We start from the raw sequence: 20,799 nt of genomic DNA on the forward strand, positions 1-20,799 counted from the left end.
CCGCCGTTCGCCTGGCCGTTGTGCCGTCTTGACTGACAGCGTGGGGTGATTGCATTGATAAGTAGGTTGATATTGCAGGGTCTAGGCTGTCTCGGTGACAGTCGTAGGGGAGTCGAAGGCCGCGCGACGGGGCGCCGAGAAGTCCGACGGGGAGCCCGGCGTACTGACCCGGCCCTATCTTCAGCTCACGCTCGGGATCGTGTCGGTCGTCCTGCTGATCGCCTTCGAGGCGATGGCGGTGGGCACCGCCATGCCGGTGGCGGTCAAGGAACTCGACGGCGTGCCGCTGTACGCCCTGGCCTTCTCCGCGTTCTTCACCACGAGCCTGCTCGCCATGGTGGTCTCCGGCGAATGGTGTGACGCGCGTGGACCCCGGCTGCCGCTGTTCGGCGGGATCGGGGCGTTCGCGGTCGGACTCGTGCTGGCCGGCACCGCGCAGTCGATGTGGCCGTTCATCGTGGGCCGGGCCGTGCAGGGCCTCGGCGGCGGGCTGGTGATCGTGTCGCTGTACGTGGTGGTCGGCAAGGCATACCCGTCCGCGCTGCGCCCGCGGGTGTTCTCCGCGTTCTCCGCGGCGTGGGTGCTGCCCTCGATCGTCGGGCCGCCGGTGTCCGGTCTGGTCACCGATCACCTGGGGTGGCGCTGGGTGTTCCTGGCCATTCCGGTCCTCGTGGTGTTGCCGATCGTGATGATGCTGCCGCAACTCAAGCGGATGGCGGGCGAGCCGGACCCGGACGCGCGGATGAACCGGAACCGGATCGGCGCGGCGCTCGGCGCCTCGGTGGGCGCGGGCATGTTGCAGTACGGCGGGCAACACCTGAGCGTGGTGGGCGTACTGCTGCTGGTCGCCGGCCTGGCGCTGATGGCGGTGACGGTGCCTCGACTGTTGCCGGTGGGCACGTTGCGCGCGGTGCGCGGGCTGCCGACGGTGATCCTGTCCCGAGGTGTGCTCGCGGGTGCGTTCTTCGCGGTCGAATCCTTCGTACCGCTGATGCTGATCAGCGAGCACGGCCTGTCGCCGACCGAGGCGGGGCTGACGCTGACCGTGGGCGCGCTGTCCTGGGCGGTCGGGTCCTGGTATCAGGGCCGCTCGCCGCACGAGCGGCGGCCGCGCCTGGTGCAGGTGGGCTTCCTCTTCGTGGCGATCGCGATCGGCGGGGCGCTGCTCGCGCTGATCCCCGGGGTCTCGCCGTACGCGGTCACGGTCGGCTGGTTCTTCGGCGGCGCCGGCATGGGCATGGCCGTCTCGTCGGTGAGCGTGCTCACCCTCGACCTGTCCACCCCGGAGGAGTCCGGCACCAACTCCTCCTCCCTCCAGGTCGCCGACTCGCTCGGCACGATCGTCATGGTCGGCCTGGCCGGCGCCATCTTCGCCGCCCTCCACGAGGGCACCGGCAAGGACGCCGGCGTCTTCACCCTGATCTTCGCCATCATGCTCGGCGTGGCCCTCCTCGGCGCCCTCCTCGCCCCCAGAGTCCGCCGCCCCGACCCGAACCCCTGACCCCTTCGGGACCCGGCCACCGGCGATTCCACTACACACACCGAATCCCCCGGCTGCCATGGGCTCGACAGCCTGCTCCGACTCGGCTTCCCGATTTCGGCGGCATGCGGCGGCTCGTGGCGTGTCCGAGCGGATCCGGATTCGGATCAGGACGACAGGCTGGAGAAGGTGGCGGGCGACCGGACCCGGCAGACCGGGACCCCTACGCGTGCCTCACGGCGTCGTCGACCGATTGCGAAGCGGTTTCCGGTCAGCCTTCACGATCGCACCGGGGCATCTCCAGGTGTGTCGGGCCGAGTTCGCTGCGGTGGGTCTTGTCTTCCACGTCGTCGGGGAGGCGACGACGGACTGTCGGGTGGAGTCGGTGAACGCGTTCGGTGTCTCTCGACCGCTTCCCGGTGTGGCCTGGAAGCACCAGAGGACCGACATCAGTCTGCTTCCCGCGGATCCTGGCGGCTCTCCAGTCGAGATGCCGGTCGGCGGGTGGATCGGGGGAGTAGGGCGAGGGTGGTGAGGCCGAGGGTGAGGGTGGCTGCGGCGGTGATGAGGAGGGTGGGGGTGGGGCCGAGGGTGGNGGTTGCGGGGCCGCCGAGGGCGGTGCCCAGGGGGACCGGGAGGGTGCGGGTCGCGGAGAGGACGGCCAGGACGGCGGGGAGGTCGGCCGAGGGCGTCGTGTGTTGGAAGAGGGTGGTGGACATGGAGGAGTACGGCGGCCACATGAGGCCGACCAGGGCGAAGCCGGCCAGGGCCGCGGGGGTGGGGGCGCCGAGGCCCAGGGGGAGCAGGGCGAGGCCGGAGAGGGCGACGATGGCTGCGGTGGTGGGGGCCGGGGGGAGCCGGCGGAGGTAGCCGGTGAGGAGGGAGCCGAGGACGGCTCCGGCGCCGAAGAGGCTGTAGAAGGCGGCGAGGGGGCCGGCGGAGGCGTGCAGGTCCTGGGTCACGTGCAGCGGGAGGGCGACGTAGACCGGGCCGAAGAGGAAGAAGAAGCCGACGCTGAGCATGAGCAGGTTGCGCAGCGCGCGGTCGCGGCGGATCACGGTGAGGCCGCCGGTGCGGGAGCCGGCCTGCGGGCCGGGCGGCTGGTCGGCGGGATCCGGTGTGGCGGTGGGGGCGGCGCACAGCAGGGTGCCGGCCAGGATCGCGAAGGACGCGGCGTCGACGGCGAGTACGCAGGCCGCGCCGCCCCACATCACCAGGGGTGCGGCGAGCAGGGGGCCGGCGATGGTGGAGCCCGATCCGATCGTGGACAACACCGCGTTGCCGGCGAGGTGGTCGCTCTCGTCGAGTTGGCGGGCGAGCAGCGTGTAGGTGCCGGCCTGGCCCCATGAGTGCAGTACCGAGGATGTCGCGAGCAGGGCGATGTACAGGCCGATCGTCAGTGCGCCGATGCTCTGGGCCAACGGGATCGCGCCGAGTGCGCCGGCCCGCAGGAGCGCGTCCCACGTGGCCAGTCGGGCGGGGTCGCGACCGCGCAGCAGGCGGCCGAGGACGATCGCGCCCAAGGCCCCGGGCAGCGTGTAGGCCGCGGCGGCGAGTGCCACCCACAGGCCGCGACCGTCGGCGGGTGCGAGGTCGACCGCCAACCAGCCGACCGCGACCACGGCCATGCCGTCGCCGAGGGCCGAGACCGCGTAGCCGGGCAGCAGCCGGCGGAGCACGGGATGGGCGAGCACGGGCCGGTAGGGGGACTGCCGGATTGCCCGCGACAAGGTGCGTGCCATCTGCGCCTCCGAGGTGCCGAGTCGTCGAAACGCCCGGACGGGAGCCGTCGAGGCCGCTGGACGATGATTTCCCGGGAATGGGGGCGGAGTGTCGCTTTCCGTGTCCGGCGTAATGGAGATAAATGGCTTCGGGGTGGGGGCGGGAATGGCTGATCTGGGGTTGCGGGAGGCTGCGGGGGAATTGCCTTCGGCGGTGAATGTGCAGCTCAGCGATTTGTTGGAATGGATCGGCGGCCGGCGGGAGGAGGTTTGTCCGGCGTCTGGCATTCCGCTCTCGGAGGATTTCTTCAGCTATCCGCGAAATGCGGTCGGTGGGGTCGGGGTTCGGGGCTTGGGGCTTGCGGGCTTGGGTCTCGGCGGCCTCGGCGGCCTCGGCGGATTGGGGGCTTCGGGTCTGCGGGTCCCGCGTCCTGGGTCATCCCGGGGGAGGGTTCGCCTCCGGTGCATATCCGGGACCGGATTCGACCCGTCGTGTGCCCGGGGGCGGGTGCGTCCTGTCGGCGTCCGGGGCCGGACTCGCCGCATCGGTTGACCCGGCCGGCGCCGCTTCGTGGGGTGTGCGGGGCCCACGGCCCGGCCCGCGCAACCCTGAGCCGATTCCGCCTCGTGGGTGCCCACGGCTGTGGCCGTTCCGCGGGCCTCCCGAGCGGCGCCGTTCCGTGGGGTGTTCGGGTCATGGCGGGGGGTTTGTCGCGACGCGCCCGGGACGGGGCGGGAGTGGTCGGCGTTGTGGGTCAAGGGGCGGCGGGCGGGGCGGGATTGGCGGCGGGTGGGGTCGTGTGCGCGGGGATCGCGTTGGTGCTCGGGTAGCCTGATCGCTTGCCCTCGATCGCCCCCTCGGCTTGGAGCAGACCCGTCGCAGTGAGTACCGCAGCCGCGTCCCATCTGTCCCCGGCCTTCCCGAATCGTGCCTCCTGGGGCACCGCGAACAAGCTGCGCGCGTGGCAGCAGGGGGCCCTCGACACCTATCTCGAACGGCAGCCGCGCGACTTCCTCGCGGTGGCCACGCCGGGTGCCGGCAAGACCACGTTCGCGCTGCGGATCGCCTCGGAGTTGCTGGACGCGCACGTGATCCACCAGATCACCATCGTCGCGCCGACCGAGCACCTCAAGAAGCAGTGGGCCGAGGCCGCCGCGAGGATAGGTCTGCGGATCGACCCGAACTACTCCAGCGCCTCGGGCCCGGTGTCGCGGGAGTACCACGGCATCGCGGTCACCTACGCGGGCGTCGGCGTGCACCCGATGCTGCACCGGCGCCGGGTGGAGAACCGCAAGACGCTGGTGATCCTGGACGAGATCCACCACGCGGGCGACAGCAAGTCGTGGGGCGAGGCGTGCATGGAGGCGTTCGAACCGGCCACCCGCCGACTCGCGCTGACCGGCACCCCGTTCCGCTCGGACATCAATCCGATCCCGTTCGTCGCGTACGAGGAGGGCAAGGACGGCATCCGCCGCTCGTCCGCCGACTACACCTACGGCTACGGCCACGCGCTCGCGGACGGCGTGGTGCGCCCGGTGATCTTCCTGTCCTACTCGGGCGACCTGCGCTGGCGAACCAAGGCCGGCGACGAGATCGCCGCCTCGCTCGGCGAGCCGATGACCAAGGACGCGATCAGCCAGGCATGGCGTACCGCGCTGGATCCGCAGGGCCTTTGGATGCCGCAGGTGTTGCGCGCCGCCGACAAGCGACTGGGCGAGGTACGCAAGGCCATCCCGGACGCCGGTGGCCTGGTGATCGCCACCGACCACGAGTCGGCCCGGGCGTACGCGCGGATGATCCGCGAGATCACCGGGCAGGGCGCCACCCTGGTGCTGTCCGACGACACCGGTGCGTCCAAGAAGATCGAGGACTTCTCCGCGTCCGAGGACCGCTGGATGGTCGCGGTGCGGATGGTCTCCGAGGGTGTGGACGTACCGAGGCTGTCGGTGGGCGTGTTCGCCACCACGATCTCCACGCCGCTGTTCTTCGCCCAGGCCGTGGGCCGCTTCGTCCGGGCCCGGCGCCGGGGCGAGACGGCGTCGGTGTTCCTGCCCTCGGTGCCGACGCTGCTCCAGCACGCGAACGAGATGGAGATCGAGCGCGATCACGTGTTGGACCGCCCGAAGAAGGAGGGCGGGATGTACGACGAGGAGGACGCCCTCCTCGCGCAGGCCAATGCGCAGAAGGACGAGCCGGGGCAGCAGGAGGAGTTCGCGTTCGAGGCGCTGGAGAGCGAGGCGCGGTTCGACCGGGTGCTGTTCGACGGCGCGGAGTTCGGGCTTCAGGCGCACGTGGGCAGCGAGGAGGAAGAGGAGTACCTCGGCCTGCCCGGTCTGCTCGAACCCGATCAGGTGCAGATGCTGCTTCAGTCGCGCCAGGCCAAGCAGGTGGCCAAGAGCCGGCGCAAACCCGACCACCAGGCCGACCTGTCGGAGAAACCGGCGGACCAGCGCCCCGTGGTGATGCACCGTCAGATGACCGCGATGCGCAAGGAACTCAACACGATGGTGGCCGCGTGGCACCACCGCACCGGGCAGACGCACGGGCAGATCCACAACGAGTTGCGCCGGGTGTGTGGTGGGCCGGCGGTGGCTCAGGCGTCCGCCGGGCAATTGGAGGCGCGAATCGGGAAGATCCGCGAGTGGGCCACCTCGGGGCGTTGAGGCTCGGGTCGGGCGGTGACGCGAGGTCGCGTCGCGGTCGTGGGGCCGCCGGGTCGGGAGCGCGCCGAGCCGGCCGCGCCGAACCGAAGGCGCGCCAAGGCGGTGAAGCCGGGCGGCCGCCGTGGAGCCGGCAGCGATCGGCGGCCTCGGCCCGACCCCAGCCCCGGCTCCGGGCGCCGCTCGAAGCCCGCACCGCCGGTCCGGATCACCGCCGGGGCGTGGGTGCGGACCCACGCCCGGGCCGTGGGAGCGGCGTCGAATCCGGGTGTCGGCGAAGTCGGCCGCGAGCGCGGATTCGGGTGTCGATCCGGGTGGCGATCTCATGGGTTGGGACGGTGCGTCCGACTGGTGAGTACGGGGCCGCCCCGATCCGCTCTCGGAGCCACGTGTCCGGGATCGCGCTCGGTGATTTGTGGCATATGTACTGTACATCCCGATTCGGCGGATATTTTTCCTGTCCGTATCCCGGATATCCAGTGCCAAAACTGCCCTCTCTGGTTAGCGTGATCTTCCGACGCGGCGCGAAGGAGAAACCGTCCTTCGCGGGCGTGGGAAATCCGTTCGGCCTGCCCGCCGAGTGGTGACGAGTACGTGTCCTGGCCCCATGACCTGGCGCCGCACAGCCTCGCGAATGTGGTGTTTCGTTCGGGGATCGAACGCCGCTGGACGTAATGCAACGTCACGCGAAGGGAGGGGGGCCGGTGGTCGCCGAAACGTCACAGACCCTGGATCGAGGGCTCAAGGTCCTCGAACTGCTCGCCGATGCCACGGACGGCTTGTCGGTACACGACCTGGCCGCCGCGCTCGGCGTCAACCGCACCGTCGTCTATCGCATCCTCGCCACGCTGGAACAGCACGGCCTCGTCCGGCGCGACGAGAGCGGACGCACCAAACTCGGCCTGGGCGCGCTGCAACTGGCCCGTCGGGCACACCCGCTGGTCCGCGACGCGGCGGTGCCCTGTCTGCGTCGACTCGCCGAGGAGACCGGCGCCACCGCGCACCTGACCATCGTGGACGGCATGGAGGCCCTGGTGGTCGCGGTGGCCGAGCCCACCTGGACCGACTACCACGTGGCCTACCGGGTCGGTTCGCGGCACGCGCTGGACGCGGGTGCCGCGGGTCTGGCCATCCTGGCCGCACGCCGGGTGATGGCGGGCCTGGACGGGCCCAGGTCCTACGTGTACGCCCCCGGCGACGGTCGGCACACGGTGCCCGGGATCGCGGCCTCGGTGCCGGATCTCGCGGCGGTCGAGTCGAGCGTCGGGATCGTCTCGCTCGGCAACCTGGACACCGAGCGGCTGGGCCGCCGGGTGGCCGAGGCGGCGGCCGAACTGTCCGACGAACTGGGCGGAGTGCGGGTCTCCGCCGCGTAGTGCCGGGTGTCGCGGCGAGCCGCGGATCGTCGACCGCGTCACGATGAGGCGAGTCCGGTACGGCGTACGGGGCCGCGCCGTGTTTAATGCCAGGCGTGGCCCGTACCAAGCTCACCCTCCCGGTGTCCCTGCTCCTCGTCGCGATCCTGTTCGGGTTCGCGTTCCTGGTGCCGATGCCGTACGTCCTGATCACGCCGGGATCGGTGGCCGACACGCTCGGCGAGGACGGGGGGCGGCCGGTGGTCGAGATCTCCGGTCCCGCCGCGGTGTACCCGACGACCGGACACCTGCTCCTGACCACGATCCACGCGAGCGGACGCGACGAGAAGCATCGGCTGGCGTCGTTGATCGATTCGTGGTGGGACACGGACGAGGCGGTCGTGCCGCGCGAGTCCGTCTACCCGGAAGGCAAGTCGGTCGAGCAGGTCGTCGAGACCAACGTCAAGGACATGGTCAAGTCGCAGGACGCCGCGACCGTCGCGGCGCTCAAGTACCTCGGCAAGTCGCCCGACCAGGTCAAGGTCACGCTGCACCTGAACGACGTCGGCGGGCCGAGTGCGGGGTTGTTCTTCGCGCTCGGCATCGTGGACAAGCTGACCGAGGGCCAACTCACCGGCGGGCGGACGATAGCCGGCACGGGGGCGATCGACGCGGACGGCAAGGTCGGCGAGATCGGTGGGCTGCCGATGAAGCTGCGGGCTGCGGAGAAGGCGGGGGCGACGGTTTTCATCCTGCCCAAGGGGGAGTGCGGGGAGGCCGGGCGGGTGGGGTCCGGGGGGCTTCGGTTGGTTCCGGTCGAGACGCTCTCGGGGGCGGTCGAGGCGCTTACGGCGTTGAACGCCGGGGGCAAGGTGGCCTCGTGCTGATGCCGGCTTTCGGCCTCATGCGCCGGCCGGGCCGAATCGGCCTCGAACGCCGGCCGGGCCGAGTGGCGTCGAGCGCCGGCGCGACTTCTCGGCCGTCGAGTGTCGTCGGGGTGTGGAGGGGATCGGTTGGGTTCAGCGGATGAAGCCTTCCTGTTTCAACCAGTCCTCGGCTACGTCTTTGGGTTCGCGGCCGGCTACGTCGACCTCCGCGTTGAGGGTGCGCATTACGTCGGTGGTGAGTTTTGTGCTGATGGGGGCCATGACCTCGCGGATGGCCGGGTATTTTTTGTAGGTTTTGGCGTTGATGGTGACGGCGGCGTTGTAGTTCGGGAAGAAGTGTTTGTCGTCGGCCAGGACTTTCAGGTTCATTGCGGCGACGCGGCCGTCGGTGGTGAATACCTCGCCGAGGAGGCACGTGCCGCCCTTGGCGGTTTCCGTGTAGATCAGGCCGGACTGCATCTTGCGGATGTTGCCGGCCGGGACCTTGATGCCGTAGGCCGCCAGCATGCCGCCCAGGCCGTCGGCCCGGGCCGCGAACTCGTTCTCGACGCAGAAGGTGACCGCGCCGCTGTCCCGTTCGGCGAGGGCGGCCACGTCGCTGAGCGTGTTCAGGTCGTATTTGCGCATGTTCGCCTGGGTGCCGGCGAAGGCGTACGTGTTGTTCAGCGGCGCGGGCGGCAGCCAGACGATGCCGTTGCGCAGGTCCTGCGCGGCCACCGCCTCCCATTGCGCCTGCGGGTCCACGATCGGCTCGGTGTGGCCCAGGTAGTTGATCCACGCGGTGCCCGTGTACTCCCAGTACAGGTCCAGCGAGCCCTTCTTCAGTGCCTCGCGCGCGCCGATCGAGCCCTTGATGTTGGTCTTGTCGATCACCTTCGCGCCGGCCACCTTGAGCGCGATGCCCGCGATCTCGCCGAGTACGAGTTGCTCGCTGAACTCCTTCGAACCGACGGTCAGGGTCTTGCCCTCCAGTGAGGGTTGCGGGCGGATCGAGCCCGGCTCGGCGTCCACCGTGAGCGGCAGTCCGCTGGTCAACCCGCAGCCGGTCGGCGACGCCGCGAGCAGAGTCAGTGCCAGTACGCCTGCCCGCCAGCTCGCATGACGCATCGTCAACCCCCGTTCCGCAGCCCGCGCGGGCGCAGGCCCTGTTCGGCGAGGGACGCCAGCCAGTCCACGGTCAGGGCGAGCACGACGGTCAGCACGCTGCCGACGATCAGCACGACCGTGCGCTGGAGCAGGATCCCGTCCTGGATGATGTCGCCGAGTCCGCCCGCGTTGACGAACGTGGCCAGCGTCGCGGTACCCACGTTCAGCACCAGCGCGTTGCGTACGCCGGCGAGCACGAGCGGTACCGCGAGCGGGAATTCGACCTTGAACAGGACCCCGGGCATGGACATGCCGATCCCGCGAGCCGCCTCGACCAGTTGCCGGTCCACGTCCTCGAGTCCGGCGATGGTGTTGCTCAGCACCGGCAGCACCGCGTAGGCGACCGCGCCGATGATGGCCACCTTCACCCCCACGCCCAGCCACAGGGTGAGCAGTACGAGCAGGCCGATCGCCGGGGTGGCCTGGCCGACGTTGGCCAGCGCGAGGGCGAACGGCGCGAAGCGCCGGGCCTGCCGGCGGGTCAGCAGGATGCCCAGCGGAATCGCGATGATCAGCACCAATACCGTGGACAGCGCGGTGAGTTGAATGTGCTCCACGATCCGGCGCCGGACGTTGGGCCAAGCCAGCGTGACGCGTTCGATCGGGTCCAGGTCCTGGTGGCTGATCCACTGCCACAACACGAGCAGGACCAGCCCGAGGAAGACCGGCATCACCACGAAGTCGGTCCACCCGAAGCGCGAGGGCAGCGCCGGGGGGCGTGCGGCCCGGGTCTCGGCGTCCACCGCGGAGCCGACCGGCCGGACCGGCCCGCCGCTCACCGCTGGTCGCTCTCGGCCGGGTGCGCGCCGTCCTCGTGGCCGGCGCGCTCCTGCTCCTCGACGCGTTGCACCTCGCGCTGCGCCTCCAATTCGTCCAGATGCTCGCGCGCGGCCTCGCGGTCGGCCTCGAGCATCTCCTGGATCGAACCCATCAGCGTCTCGATCGAGACCACCCCGATGTACTCGCCGCGCGGCCCGGTGACCGCGACCTTGCCGCCGCCCTCGGTCAGGATCGCGTCCAGCGCGTCACGCAGCGTCGCGTCGCGGGTGACCGTGTCGCCCACCTCGTGCGCGGTCACCGCGAGCCCGGCCCCGCCGCGCCGGACCTCCTCGCGACGCAGCCAGCGGGTGGGCCGGCGTCGTTCGTCGAGCAGCAGCACCTCGTCGGCCCCGTACTCGCGTGCGGCCCGTCGGATCGTCGCGATGTCGTCGCGCATGCCCGCCGTGGCGAACGGCTTGACCTCGACGTCGCGCACCCGGGACAGGGTCAGCCGCTTCAGCGCGGCGCCCGCCCCGACGAAGCCGGCCACGAACTCGTCGGCGGGGTTGGTCAGGATCGCCTCGGGGGTGTCGTACTGAGCGATGTGCGACTGTTCACGCAGCACCACGATCTTGTCGCCGAGCTTGACCGCCTCGTCGAAGTCGTGCGTGACGAACACGATCGTCTTGTGCAACTCGTGCTGGATGCGGATCAGTTCATCCTGGAGGTGGCCGCGCGTGATCGGGTCCACCGCGCCGAACGGCTCGTCCATCAACAACACCGGCGGGTCGCCCGCGAGCGCCCGGGCCACGCCGACTCGCTGCTGCTGACCGCCGGAGAGCTGCCGCGGATAACGGTTGCGGAACTCGACGCTGTCCAGGCCCACGGTCTCCAGGAGTTCGTCCACCCGGGTGGACACCCGGGACCGACTCCAGCCGAGCATCCTCGGCACCAGGGCGATGTTCTGACCGACCGTCATGTGCGGGAACAGGCCGCTGTTCTGGATCGCGTAGCCGATCTTGCGGCGCAGCTTGACCGGATCCAGGTGGGTCACGTCCCGATCGTCGATCGAGATCAGTCCCGAGGTCGGCTCGATCAGCCGGTTGATCATCTTCATCGTGGTGGTCTTGCCACTGCCGGACGGGCCGACGAACACCACCAGTTGGCCCGCCGGGATCTCCAGGGTGACCCGATCGACCGCGGCGATCTTTTGACCGGGGAAGTGCTTGGTGAGCTCTTCGAGTCGAATCGTCGCACCGGTGACGTCAGCCACGGATCCCCCTGGGTACGGTCAGCCGGCCGAGGAGCGCATAGGCGGCGTCGAAGAGAAGGGCGAGCACGACCACGCCCAAAGTGCCCGCCCAGGCCGCGTTGATCGCGTTCGCGCTGCCCAGGCGGGCCAGGCCGGTGAAGATCTCGTTGCCCAGACCCGGCCCGGACACGTAGGCGGCGATCGCCGCGATGCCCATGATCATCTGGGTGGACACCCGGATGCCGGTGAGCAGCGCGGGCCACGCGAGCGGCAGCTCGATCCGAAGCAGGATCATCACCCGGTTCATCCCGATCCCGCGCGCGGCGTCCACAAGCTGTGGATCGACGCCGGCCAGTCCGACGATCGCATTGCGCACGATCGGCAGCAGCGCGTACAGCACCAGCGCGACCACCGTCGGGGCGACGCCCAGGCCGAGCATCGGGATCAACAGGCCCAGCAGCGCGAACGAGGGGATGGTCAGGACGGTCGCGGTGGTGCCGATCGCGATGCGGGACGCGAGCGCGCTGCGATAGGTCGCGATCGCGACCACGACTCCGATCAGCGTTGCGATCACCATGCACTGGAACACGGCGCTCGCGTGCATCCAGGTCTCGATCCAGAGCTGCTCGCGGCGGCTGGAGACGTAGTCCCAGAAGCTCAAATCGGCCCTTCCCGCAATCCCGGTGATGACCGCAGACGGTTACCGCCGTCGCCCTACCGGGAAACGCACGATGGGCCGAGTGTGCGCATTCGTCACCCGTTCCAGGTGCGCTGTCATGCGTTCGGGTGCGCCGTCACCCGTCACCCGTCACCCGGCCGCCGGGCTCCGCCGCGGCCGCGCCGCCCGCAGCCGCCTGCCGGGATCGGCCCCGTGCCCGCCGACGCCGCGGTCCGCAGGCGACGGAGCCGTCCTCACCCCTCCGTCACCGCGCACTCCACCAGCGGCAGCACCCGGTAGGGCACCGGGTTCTCCAGCGCGATCGTGGTGGACGCGCGGACCACGCCGTCCAGATTGATGATCTGCTCGATCACCCGTTGCAGGTCCGCGTTCGAGCGCGCGACGATCCGACACAGCAGGTCGCCCCGGCCGGTGATCGCGTGCACTTCGAGCACCTGCGCCACGCACTCCAGCTGTTTGCGCAGGTCGCGCCCCTGACCCTGGCGGATCTCCAGGGTCGCGAAGGCGGTCACCGAGAAGCCGAGCGTGGCGGGATCCACGTCCGGCCCGAAGCCCCTGATCACCCCGGCCTCGCGCAGCCGATCCAGGCGCGCCTGTACCGTTCCGCGCGCCACCGCCAGCCGGCGCGAACACTCCACGACACCGATCCGCGGTGTTTCCACCAGCAGCCGGATCAGCGCGGCATCCAACCGGTCGATCTGCAAGGTGCCCTCCCTCGGGGGACTGGTTTCCCGGTGCCTACCCTGGGGCCATTCACGGCCACACCGGGAGGCAGCATGACCACCGACCTGATCGCGGCACTGCGGGAGGAGCTTCCCGCGCACACCCTGGTGACGGACGCGGACATCGCCGCATCGTACGCGCGCGACATGGCCGGCCTGTGTGCGGCCGGTGACCCTGCGGTGGTGGTCCTGGCCGAGACCACCGAGCAGGTGCAACACGTCATGCGGGTGGCCACCCGAATGCGGGTACCGGTGGTTCCGCAGGGTGCGCGCACCGGTCTGTCCGGCGGCGCCAACGCGGTCGACGGCTGCATCGTGCTCTCACTCGTACGAATGAATCGCATCCTGCACATCGACCCCGTCGACCGTACGGCCGTGGTCGAGCCGGGGGTGATCAACGCCGACCTGTCCAAGGCGACCGCCGAGTACGACCTGGTCTACCCGCCGGACCCGTCCAGCTGGGAGACCTGCACGATCGGCGGCAACATCGGCACCGGCGCGGGCGGGTTGTGTTGCGTCAAGTACGGGGTGACCGCCGAGTACGTGCTCGGCCTGGAGGTCGTGCTCGCCGACGGGCAACTGCTGCGCACCGGGCGGCGGACCGCCAAGGGCGTCGCGGGCTACGACCTGACCCGGCTGTTCGTCGGCGCGGAGGGCACGCTCGGCGTGGTCACCCGGGCCACCCTCGCGCTGCGCCCCACGCCGCCGCCCGCGCTGGTGACGGTGGCCCAATTCGCGAGCACCGCCGCGGCGGGCGGCGCGGTCTCGGCGATCATGGCGGCCGGACACACACCGTCGCTGATGGAGCTGATGGACGGCACCACCCTGCGTGCGGTGAACGCGCTGGCGAACATGGGCCTGCCCGAGCACAGCGCCGCGCTGCTCCTGGTCGCGGTGGACACTCCGGAGCCCGCCGCCGAGTTGGCCGCGATCGAGGCGATCTGTACCGAGGCGGGCGCGTTCGAGGCGTTCACCGCCGAGGACGCCGAGGACTCGGCGCTGTTCATGCAGGCCCGTCGGCTCGCGCTGCCCGCGCTGGAACGGTTGGGCACGAGCATGATCGACGACGTCGCGGTGCCACGCTCGCGGCTCGGCGACATGCTCGACGGGGTGGCCGCGATCGCCGAGCGGCACGACACGGTGATCGGGGTGTGCGCGCATGCGGGGGACGGGAACACCCACCCGATCGTGATCTTCGACGCGACCGACCCGGCGGCGGTCGAGCGGGCCGGGGTCGCGTTCGACGCGATCATGCGCCTGGGGCTGGACCTCGGCGGCACGATCACCGGCGAGCACGGCGTCGGCGTGCTCAAGCGGGACTGGCTCGCCGAGGAACTGGGGCCGGTGGGTGTGCGGGTGCACCGGGGCGTGAAGGCCGCGTTCGACCCGCTGGGCATCCTCAACCCGGGGAAGGTGATCTGAACCCGGGGCCGGACTCCGTCGGAAGTCCCATCGCGTACTCCCGGGGTGGCATGCCTCGGGGGTACCCCGGGGTTCGGGTCGTCCTCCGGTAGTAGGGCCGATCGGCACTCCCGGGCGACGCCGCACGGGGGGTGCGACACCTAGGTTTGTGGATGTCGCCCCTGCCGGGGCGCGCGGTGTCGCCTTCTCGGGCGGGACGGGTTCGTTCGGAGGTGGCGGTCGTGGAGAAGCGGGACAGTCGAGAGGTACGGGTCGCGGCGATCGCGCTGCGCCGCCGTCGACAGGCACGCGCACAGGCCACCGCCCGACTCGTCACCGCGATCCGCCGGGCCGCCTGATCCCTTCGGTCGCCCGCGTGGCGGGTGCGGGCCCGTGCGTTTCGATTGCCCGCGCATCCGGGTCACCTGCGAAATGCCCAACCGGGGACCGGTGATCCAGGGACGGATGGTCCCTGGATACCGGACATGGGACGTCGGATCCTGAGGGCATGAGCGATCGAGAGGAACTGGCCGGCTTTCTGCTGCGCTGCCGGGAACGGCTGTGCCCGGCGGAGGTGGGGCTGCCCGACGGGGTCCGCCGGCGTACGGCCGGGCTGCGCCGTGAGGAGGTCGCGCGGCTGGCCGGGATGTCGGTCGACTACTACGCACGCCTGGAACAGAACCGGGGGCCGCACCCGTCGCCGCGACTGCTGGCCGCGCTGGCCCGCGCGTTGCGGTTGGAGCAGGACGACCGCGATCACCTCTTCCACCTGGCCGGGCACGTTCCGCCGGGGCGGTCCTCCGGTGGTGACGAGCACGTGTCGCCCGCGATATTGCTGATCCTGGACCGCCTGCACGACGTGCCGGCGCAGGTGATGTCGGATTCGGGCGACGTGCTCGCGCAGAACGCGATGGCGGTGGCGCTGCTGGGGCCGAACGTCGGGCGCAACGTCGTGGTGCGGTGGTTTACCGAGCCGGCCTCGCGGTTGCGCTTTCGCGCGGCGGACGCGGATGGGATGTCCCGGGCGTACGTGGCCGATCTGCGGGCCACGCTCGTGGGGCGGCCGGACGATCCCGGGCCCGCGGCGGTGGTGGCGCGGTTGCGCGCGGGGTCGGCCGAGTTCGCCGCGCTGTGGGACGCGGACGCAGAGGCGGCCGGGGGCGAGGGGACCGGGCGGCGCGGGATGGGCGAGACGGTTCGGCATCCGGAGATCGGGGAGATCACGGTGCGGCGTCAGGTGCTCGTGGCCGTCGAGGCGGGGCAGCGGGTGATCGTCCACACCGCGCCTGCGGGGAGCCGGGCGGCGGGGCAGTTGGCGTTGCTGCGGGTTGTCGGGGCGCAAACGATGTCGGCCTAGGGCGCGTCTTCAATCCCCCGTCGGGCTCCGCGGCGTTCGGTGCCGTGCGTCGCCGTGCCGGGGAAGCGCTCGCACAGTGGTTCTCTTCGGGTGTTTCACCGGGGCGGCGAGGTGAGCGCGGCGAGGAGCCCGAAGGGCGGATGCCGGGCGTCGTGGTGCTCGGCGGGGGATTGAAGACACGCCCCGGCGGCGGGCACCACCGCGCGGCGCGCCGGCTCGGCCGGGTGGCCTTCGGGCGCCGGCCGGGTCGAGCCGCCTCGGGCGCCGGCCGGGGTGCACGTGTGCGGCCGGCGCCGGGCGTTGGAGTCGGTTTCGAGTGCCGGCCCGGTTGGGGGGCTCGGATTCGAGTGATGGCGGGGCTGTGCGATCAGGGGTGGTGATGCGGACTGAGCAGGGATCGGACATGGGGGTCGTCTACGGTCAGGCCCGCTTCGTGGGCCGCTTCGATGGTGAGGTCCGGGGGGAAGCCGTGCGAGTCGTAGAGGGTGAGGACGGTTTCCGCGGGGAGGTCGCGGTGGCCTCCTTCGAGGCGGCGGCGGATTGCCCTGTCGAGGAGGCGGGTGCCTCGGCGGAGGGTGCGGTCGAAGGACTCCTCCTCGCGGGTGGTCAGGTCCTCGATCAGGGACGCCGCGCGGGTGAGTTCCGGCCACGCGGGTCCCAGGTTCGCGACCACGCTCGCGGTGACCGGCGGCAGGACCGGGCCCTCGATGCCCAGGCGGCGGCCGTGTCGGATCGCCCGTCGGATCAGCCTGCGCAGCACGTACTCGGTGCCCTCCTTGCCCGGCCGGATGCCGTCCGCGAGCAGGAACGCGATCGCCCGCGCGTGGTCGGTGAGGACCTCGAAGGACACCCGACAAGGGTCGTCGCGGTCGGCGGGGGAGTAGTCCCGGCCCGCCAGTTCCTCCACCGTCGCCGGCGTGGGTCGCAGCAGGTCGGTCTGTACGGCGCTGTCCACCCCCTGGAGCACGGTCGCGAGTCGATCCAGGCCCAGGCCCGTGTCGATGCCGGTGCGCGGCAGGTCGCCCAGTACCGGGAAGCCGCCGCCGGGTTCGGTCTCGCCGCGCAGGCTGCGCATGAAGACCAGGCTCCACAACTCGACGAAGCGCTCGGAGTCGACCGAGGGTCCGCCGTCGCGGCCGTACGCCGGGCCCCGGTCGTAGGCGACGTCCGAGCACGGACCGCACGGTCCCGGTACGCCCATCGACCAGAAGTTGTCCGCCGCGCCCAGGCGTTGGATCCGCTCCGGCGGCACGCCGACCGAGCGCCAGACGCGCGCCGACTCGTCGTCGTCCTCGTAGACGGTGATCCACAATCGGTCGGGGGAGAGGTCGAAGTACCCGGTCAGCAACTCGTACGCGTACCCGATCGCCTCGGTCCTGAAGTAGTCGCCGAAGGAGAAGTTGCCGAGCATCTCGAAGAAGGTCGAGTGCCGGCGGGTGTGTCCGATGTTGTCGATGTCCACGGTGCGCACGCACTTTTGCACCGACGTCGCGCGCGGGAAGTCCGGTTCGACGTCGCCCAGGAACCAGGGCTTGAACTGGTTCATCCCCGCGTTGGACACGAGCAGGCTCGGATCGGGCGGCAGCAGCGACCCGGACGGCACGAGGCGGTGTCCGCGCGCGGTGAAGAAGTCGAGGAAGGTGGAGCGGATCTGTGGCGAGAGCATGGCGAATCGGCCTTTGCGAGAGCGACGGGCGGTGGAGTACACACACGCCGAGCCGGGCCGAGCGGCGCTATCGCGCCCGGTTCGCCGGCCCGACGCCGGTAGCTCGCCGCCCGTTGATCCACATGCCTCGACGATAACCGAGGAACCGCCGGAGTCGACGGGATTATCGCGCCGCGCACCGGGCGGCGCCCGGCCGCACACCGACGCTCCCCGGCTGCGGGCATGGCCTACCGTGACTGTCATGAGCGACCAGTCGAGCAGCGAGGCGCCGTACGGCCAAGGTGCCGATCTGCGGCCGGACATGGCCGACCGGTTGCGCTCCTACTGGGGCTTCTCCGCGCAGCGTGAACGCCAGGCCGCGATCGGCCGGGCCGCGCCGCGCAAGCGGCGGCACGTCGAGGTGCAGTGCGGCAAGTGCGGCTCGACCAAGGTGAGTACCGACATCGTCGGCGACTACGTCTGCGGCTCGTGTGCCGCGCGCTGGCGTCCGCCGACCGCGGCGGACGGTCCCACGTGTCCCGAGTGCGGCTCGGGCAAGGTGTCCTCGATGCCGTACGGGGACCGCAAGTGTCGGGACTGCGATCACCAGTGGCGTCCCAGCTGACCTGCGGTTACGCCGGGAAGCCCTTGTTTTGTAAGGCTGTTGCGGATACCCACGGACGCAAACGATCAACGTGGGAGGCAGCGCCATGGCAGGACGTCTTCAGGACCACGTCGCGGTGATCACCGGCTCCGGGGCGGGCATCGGGCGCGGGATCGCCCGACGGTTCGCGGCCGAGGGGTGTCGGATCCTGGTCAACGACATCCGGGCCGAGTCGGCGGATCGAGTCGCCGCCGAGATCACCGACGCGTTCGGCGTCGACACGCTCGCGGTCGTCGCCGACGTCACGGTCAAGGCGGACGCGGTCGGCCTGGTCGAGGCCGCGCTGGCCCGGTGGGGCCGGTTGGACACGCTGGTGAACAACGCGTGGGGCGGCGGTCGGATCAATCGCCTGGAGAACAAGACCGACGAGATGTTCCGGCACGGGCTGGACATGGCCCTGTGGGCCGGCTGGTGGACGATGCGCGCGGCGTTCGAGCCGATGCGGGACGCGGGTGGCGGCAGCGTGATCAACATCGCCAGTCTGAACGGTGTCAACGCGCACCGGTTCACCGCCGAGTACAACGTCGGCAAGGAGGCGCTGCGGGCGCTGACCCGCTCGGCCGCGCGCGAGTGGGCACCGCATCAGATCCGGGCCAACGTGATCTGTCCCGGGGCGAAGACCGAGGCGTTCGCCGCCTATGCCAAGGCGAACCCGGAGGCCGCCGCGGTCGCCGAGTCGGCCAATCCGATGGGCCGGATGGGCGACCCGGAGACCGACATCGGCGGCGCCGCGCTGTTCCTGGCCAGTGACGACTCGCGCTACGTCACCGGCAACACGCTGTTCGTCGGCGGCGGCACGCACATCAACGGCTCGACGTGGGCGCCGACGCCGGAGGAGGACCGGCTCGGTTAGGCCCGAAGGCCGGGTGACGGGTGCCGAGAACCGGTGGACGTCTGCGGTCACGGCACCGGCCGGGTCCCCTACGGCGGCCGCGGGCCGGCCGGAGAAGCGCGAAATATCAGGCCATTGGGCAGGTGAATACCCGTGATGCGCACCACTCTTACGAGTAATCGTCAAACTGACGAGTAATCGTGTTATGCTGACGACATGAACACCGCAACCACGGCCTTGCTGACGGACCACTACGAGCTGACGATGCTCGAAGCCGCACTGCGCAGCGGTGCGGCGCATCGCCGTTCGGTGTTCGAGGCCTTCTCCCGCCGACTGCCGGACGGTCGACGCTACGGCGTGACCGCCGGCACCGGGCGGCTGCTCGACGCCATCGAGAACTTCCGCTTCGACGACGAGACGCTGCGCTTCCTCGGTGACGCCGGCGTGGTCGGTCCGGCGACGCTGGATTGGCTCGCCGGCTACCGGTTCACCGGCAACATCTGGGGCTATGCCGAGGGTGAGTGCTGGTTCCCCGGTTCACCGCTGGTCGTGGTCGAGGGCACCTTCGCCGAGGCGGTGGTGCTGGAGACGCTGATCCTGTCGATCCTCAACCACGACGCCGCGGTCGCCGCCGCCGCGTCCCGGATGACGTCGGCCGCCGCCGGACGGCCGTGCATCGAGATGGGCTCGCGCCGCACCCACGAGCAAGCGGCGGTGGCCGCGGCGCGGGCCGCGTACATCTGTGGCTTCGCGAGCACCTCGAACCTGCGTGCCGGGCAGCGGTACGGGATCCCGACCCGGGGCACCAGCGCGCACGCGTTCACCCTGCTGCACGACGAGGAACGCGAGGCGTTCGCGGCACAGGTGGCCGCGCTCGGCGCGGACACGACGCTGCTCGTGGACACCTACGACGTGGCGAGTGCGGTGCGCACCGCGGTGGAGGTGGCCGGGAACGAACTCGGCGCGGTCCGCCTCGACTCGGGTGACCTGCTCCTGCTCGCGCACCGGGTGCGGGCCCAGCTCGACGAACTCGGCGCGGTCAAGACCCGGATCGTGGTCACCAGCGACCTGGACGAGTACGCGATCGCCTCGCTGCGCGCGGCTCCCGTGGACGCGTACGGGATCGGTACCCAGCTGGTCACCGGCTCGGGGCAGCCGACCGCGTCGCTGGTCTACAAGCTGGTCGCGCGGGCGATGAGCGACGCGCCGGACGCGCCGCTGGTGTCGGTGGCCAAGAAGTCGCCGGGCAAGCCGAGCCACGGCGGTCGCAAGAGCGCGGTGCGGCGCTACGACGCGGACGGGGTGGCCGAGGCCGAGGTGCTGCGGCCCTTTCGGGCCGATGCGGGGGCTGTGCCGGGCGAGCGGGAATTGTTGGTTCCGTTGGTCGTGGACGGGGAGATCGTGGGGCGCGAGCCGCTGTCGGCGGCGCGTGCGCGGCACGCGCGTTCGCGTGAGGAGTTGCCGCTTTCGGCTACGCAGCTCTCCCGCGGGGAACCGGTACTTCCGACCATCTACGAGTAGACGCGGAGCGGGTCCGTCGGCTTCGACGGGCCGGTCACGAGGAGGCACGAAGCGATGACCCGGGCATTGATCGTGGTCGACGTACAGAACGACTTCTGCGAGGGAGGCAGCCTCGCGGTCGCCGGCGGGGCGGCGGTCGCCGAGGCGATCCGGCACCACGTCGCGGCCAATGCGGCCGAGCAGCCGCCGGACCCGGTGCACGCGGAGACGCCGGCGTACGCGCACATCGTGGCCACGCGGGATTACCACGTGGATCCCGGGGCGCACTTCTCGGCGACGCCGGACTATGTGGGGACCTGGCCGGTGCACTGTGTGGCCGGCACCGAGGGGGCCCGATTCCACCCGGCGTTCGCGTCGGTGGTCGAGTCGGGACGGGTCGAGGAGGTCTTCTCCAAGGGCGCGCACGCGGCCGCCTACAGCGGGTTCGAGGGGGTGTCCGCGGACGGTACGTCACCGGCGGACTGGCTGCGGGCGCGTGGGGTCACCCAGGTGGATGTGGTCGGGATCGCGACGGACCACTGTGTGCGCGCCACCGCGCTCGATGCGGTGCGGGAGGGGTTCGCGACGCGGGTGCTGTTGGGGTTGACGGCGGGGGTGGCGGAGGAGACCACCGCCGGGGCGCTCGCCGAGCTTCGGGGGGCGGGGGCGGTTCTTGTGGGGGAGCCGGCTTCGCCCTGAGGCCGGGCGGGCTGCCGGGCCTCATGCGCCGACCGGGCT

At 71.1% G+C, this 20,799-nt stretch carries 17 protein-coding genes; 10 read left to right on the forward strand and 7 right to left on the reverse strand.

Annotated elements, in window-relative coordinates; translation table 11 throughout:
• The first annotated feature begins 94 nt into the window (after positions 1-94).
• Positions 95-1,501 (forward strand): MFS transporter, encoded by a 1,407-nt coding sequence (locus A3IC_RS0127765; RefSeq protein ID WP_020553339.1) that lies wholly within the window; start codon positions 95-97, stop codon positions 1,499-1,501.
• Between the two features lie 428 nt (positions 1,502-1,929).
• Here A3IC_RS0127765 and A3IC_RS0127770 read toward each other — a convergent pair whose 3' ends face one another.
• Complete coding sequence (locus A3IC_RS0127770; RefSeq protein WP_425387364.1) at positions 1,930-3,489, reverse strand: MFS transporter; 1,560 nt, start codon at positions 3,487-3,489, stop codon at positions 1,930-1,932.
• A gap of 594 nt (positions 3,490-4,083) precedes the next feature.
• Here A3IC_RS0127770 and A3IC_RS0127775 point away from each other — a divergent pair.
• The 3 genes from A3IC_RS0127775 to A3IC_RS0127790 all read left to right on the forward strand — a co-directional run bounded on the left by A3IC_RS0127775 (position 4,084) and on the right by A3IC_RS0127790 (position 8,104).
• Positions 4,084-5,865, forward strand: coding sequence for a DEAD/DEAH box helicase (locus A3IC_RS0127775; RefSeq protein ID WP_020553341.1), 1,782 nt, complete (start codon positions 4,084-4,086; stop codon positions 5,863-5,865).
• Between the two features lie 701 nt (positions 5,866-6,566).
• Complete coding sequence (locus A3IC_RS0127785) at positions 6,567-7,238, forward strand: IclR family transcriptional regulator (protein WP_026218823.1); 672 nt, start codon at positions 6,567-6,569, stop codon at positions 7,236-7,238.
• Positions 7,239-7,324: 86 nt separating this feature from the next.
• Entirely contained in the window at positions 7,325-8,104 is a 780-nt protein-coding gene (locus tag A3IC_RS0127790) for a YlbL family protein (protein WP_040877268.1), read from the forward strand.
• A 132-nt stretch (positions 8,105-8,236) separates the two neighbouring features.
• On the opposite strand, the gene A3IC_RS0127795 is transcribed toward A3IC_RS0127790, so the two are convergent.
• The 5 genes from A3IC_RS0127795 to A3IC_RS0127815 all read right to left on the reverse strand — a co-directional run bounded on the left by A3IC_RS0127795 (position 8,237) and on the right by A3IC_RS0127815 (position 12,644).
• Positions 8,237-9,211, reverse strand: coding sequence for a glycine betaine ABC transporter substrate-binding protein (locus A3IC_RS0127795; protein WP_079026720.1), 975 nt, complete (start codon positions 9,209-9,211; stop codon positions 8,237-8,239).
• A 2-nt stretch (positions 9,212-9,213) separates the two neighbouring features.
• Complete coding sequence (locus tag A3IC_RS0127800) at positions 9,214-10,029, reverse strand: ABC transporter permease (protein ID WP_020553345.1); 816 nt, start codon at positions 10,027-10,029, stop codon at positions 9,214-9,216.
• Entirely contained in the window at positions 10,026-11,282 is a 1,257-nt protein-coding gene (locus A3IC_RS0127805; RefSeq protein WP_020553346.1) for an ATP-binding cassette domain-containing protein, read from the reverse strand. Before A3IC_RS0127805 ends, A3IC_RS0127800 begins: the two co-directional genes overlap by 4 nt.
• The gene (locus tag A3IC_RS0127810; RefSeq protein ID WP_020553347.1) at positions 11,275-11,922 is read right to left on the reverse strand and encodes an ABC transporter permease; all 648 of its coding nucleotides are present in this window, start codon (positions 11,920-11,922) and stop codon (positions 11,275-11,277) included. Before A3IC_RS0127810 ends, A3IC_RS0127805 begins: the two co-directional genes overlap by 8 nt.
• Before the next feature lie 251 nt (positions 11,923-12,173).
• Entirely contained in the window at positions 12,174-12,644 is a 471-nt protein-coding gene (locus A3IC_RS0127815) for an Lrp/AsnC family transcriptional regulator (protein ID WP_020553348.1), read from the reverse strand.
• A 72-nt stretch (positions 12,645-12,716) separates the two neighbouring features.
• On the opposite strand from A3IC_RS0127815, the gene A3IC_RS0127820 reads away from it, so the two are divergent.
• Positions 12,717-14,084, forward strand: coding sequence for an FAD-binding oxidoreductase (locus A3IC_RS0127820; protein ID WP_020553349.1), 1,368 nt, complete (start codon positions 12,717-12,719; stop codon positions 14,082-14,084).
• A gap of 487 nt (positions 14,085-14,571) precedes the next feature.
• Positions 14,572-15,420 (forward strand): helix-turn-helix transcriptional regulator, encoded by an 849-nt coding sequence (locus A3IC_RS0127830; RefSeq protein WP_020553351.1) that lies wholly within the window; start codon positions 14,572-14,574, stop codon positions 15,418-15,420.
• 367 nt (positions 15,421-15,787) lie between these two features.
• On the opposite strand, the gene alaS is transcribed toward A3IC_RS0127830, so the two are convergent.
• A complete protein-coding gene (gene alaS / locus A3IC_RS56885; protein ID WP_020553352.1) occupies positions 15,788-17,086 on the reverse strand; it encodes an alanine--tRNA ligase in 1,299 nt (432 codons plus the stop codon).
• Positions 17,087-17,327: 241 nt separating this feature from the next.
• On the opposite strand from alaS, the gene A3IC_RS62750 reads away from it, so the two are divergent.
• The 4 genes from A3IC_RS62750 to A3IC_RS0127855 all read left to right on the forward strand — a co-directional run bounded on the left by A3IC_RS62750 (position 17,328) and on the right by A3IC_RS0127855 (position 20,760).
• On the forward strand, positions 17,328-17,690 hold the full coding sequence (locus A3IC_RS62750; protein WP_020553353.1) for an FmdB family zinc ribbon protein: 363 nt from the start codon (positions 17,328-17,330) through the stop codon (positions 17,688-17,690).
• Between the two features lie 85 nt (positions 17,691-17,775).
• Complete coding sequence (locus A3IC_RS0127845) at positions 17,776-18,582, forward strand: SDR family NAD(P)-dependent oxidoreductase (protein WP_020553354.1); 807 nt, start codon at positions 17,776-17,778, stop codon at positions 18,580-18,582.
• Between the two features lie 195 nt (positions 18,583-18,777).
• Positions 18,778-20,082: a nicotinate phosphoribosyltransferase gene (locus tag A3IC_RS0127850; protein ID WP_020553355.1), complete on the forward strand. Its 1,305-nt coding sequence runs from the start codon at positions 18,778-18,780 to the stop codon at positions 20,080-20,082.
• 54 nt (positions 20,083-20,136) lie between these two features.
• Entirely contained in the window at positions 20,137-20,760 is a 624-nt protein-coding gene (locus A3IC_RS0127855) for an isochorismatase family protein (protein ID WP_020553356.1), read from the forward strand.
• Positions 20,761-20,799 lie beyond the last annotated feature (39 nt).

Source organism: Embleya scabrispora DSM 41855 (assembly GCF_000372745.1).
In the GTDB taxonomy this organism is placed as follows: Bacteria; Actinomycetota; Actinomycetes; order Streptomycetales; family Streptomycetaceae; genus Embleya; species Embleya scabrispora.

Coding starts and splice junctions, on each gene's coding strand:
- A3IC_RS0127790 (WP_040877268.1), top strand. CDS start 7,325: ATGCCAGGCGTGGCCCGTACCAAGCTCACCCTCCCGGTGTCCCTGCTC.
- A3IC_RS0127795 (WP_079026720.1), bottom strand. CDS start 9,211: ATGCGTCATGCGAGCTGGCGGGCAGGCGTACTGGCACTGACTCTGCTC.
- A3IC_RS0127820 (WP_020553349.1), top strand. CDS start 12,717: ATGACCACCGACCTGATCGCGGCACTGCGGGAGGAGCTTCCCGCGCAC.
- A3IC_RS0127830 (WP_020553351.1), top strand. CDS start 14,572: ATGAGCGATCGAGAGGAACTGGCCGGCTTTCTGCTGCGCTGCCGGGAA.
- alaS (WP_020553352.1), bottom strand. CDS start 17,086: ATGCTCTCGCCACAGATCCGCTCCACCTTCCTCGACTTCTTCACCGCG.
- A3IC_RS62750 (WP_020553353.1), top strand. CDS start 17,328: ATGAGCGACCAGTCGAGCAGCGAGGCGCCGTACGGCCAAGGTGCCGAT.
- A3IC_RS0127845 (WP_020553354.1), top strand. CDS start 17,776: ATGGCAGGACGTCTTCAGGACCACGTCGCGGTGATCACCGGCTCCGGG.
- A3IC_RS0127850 (WP_020553355.1), top strand. CDS start 18,778: ATGAACACCGCAACCACGGCCTTGCTGACGGACCACTACGAGCTGACG.
- A3IC_RS0127855 (WP_020553356.1), top strand. CDS start 20,137: ATGACCCGGGCATTGATCGTGGTCGACGTACAGAACGACTTCTGCGAG.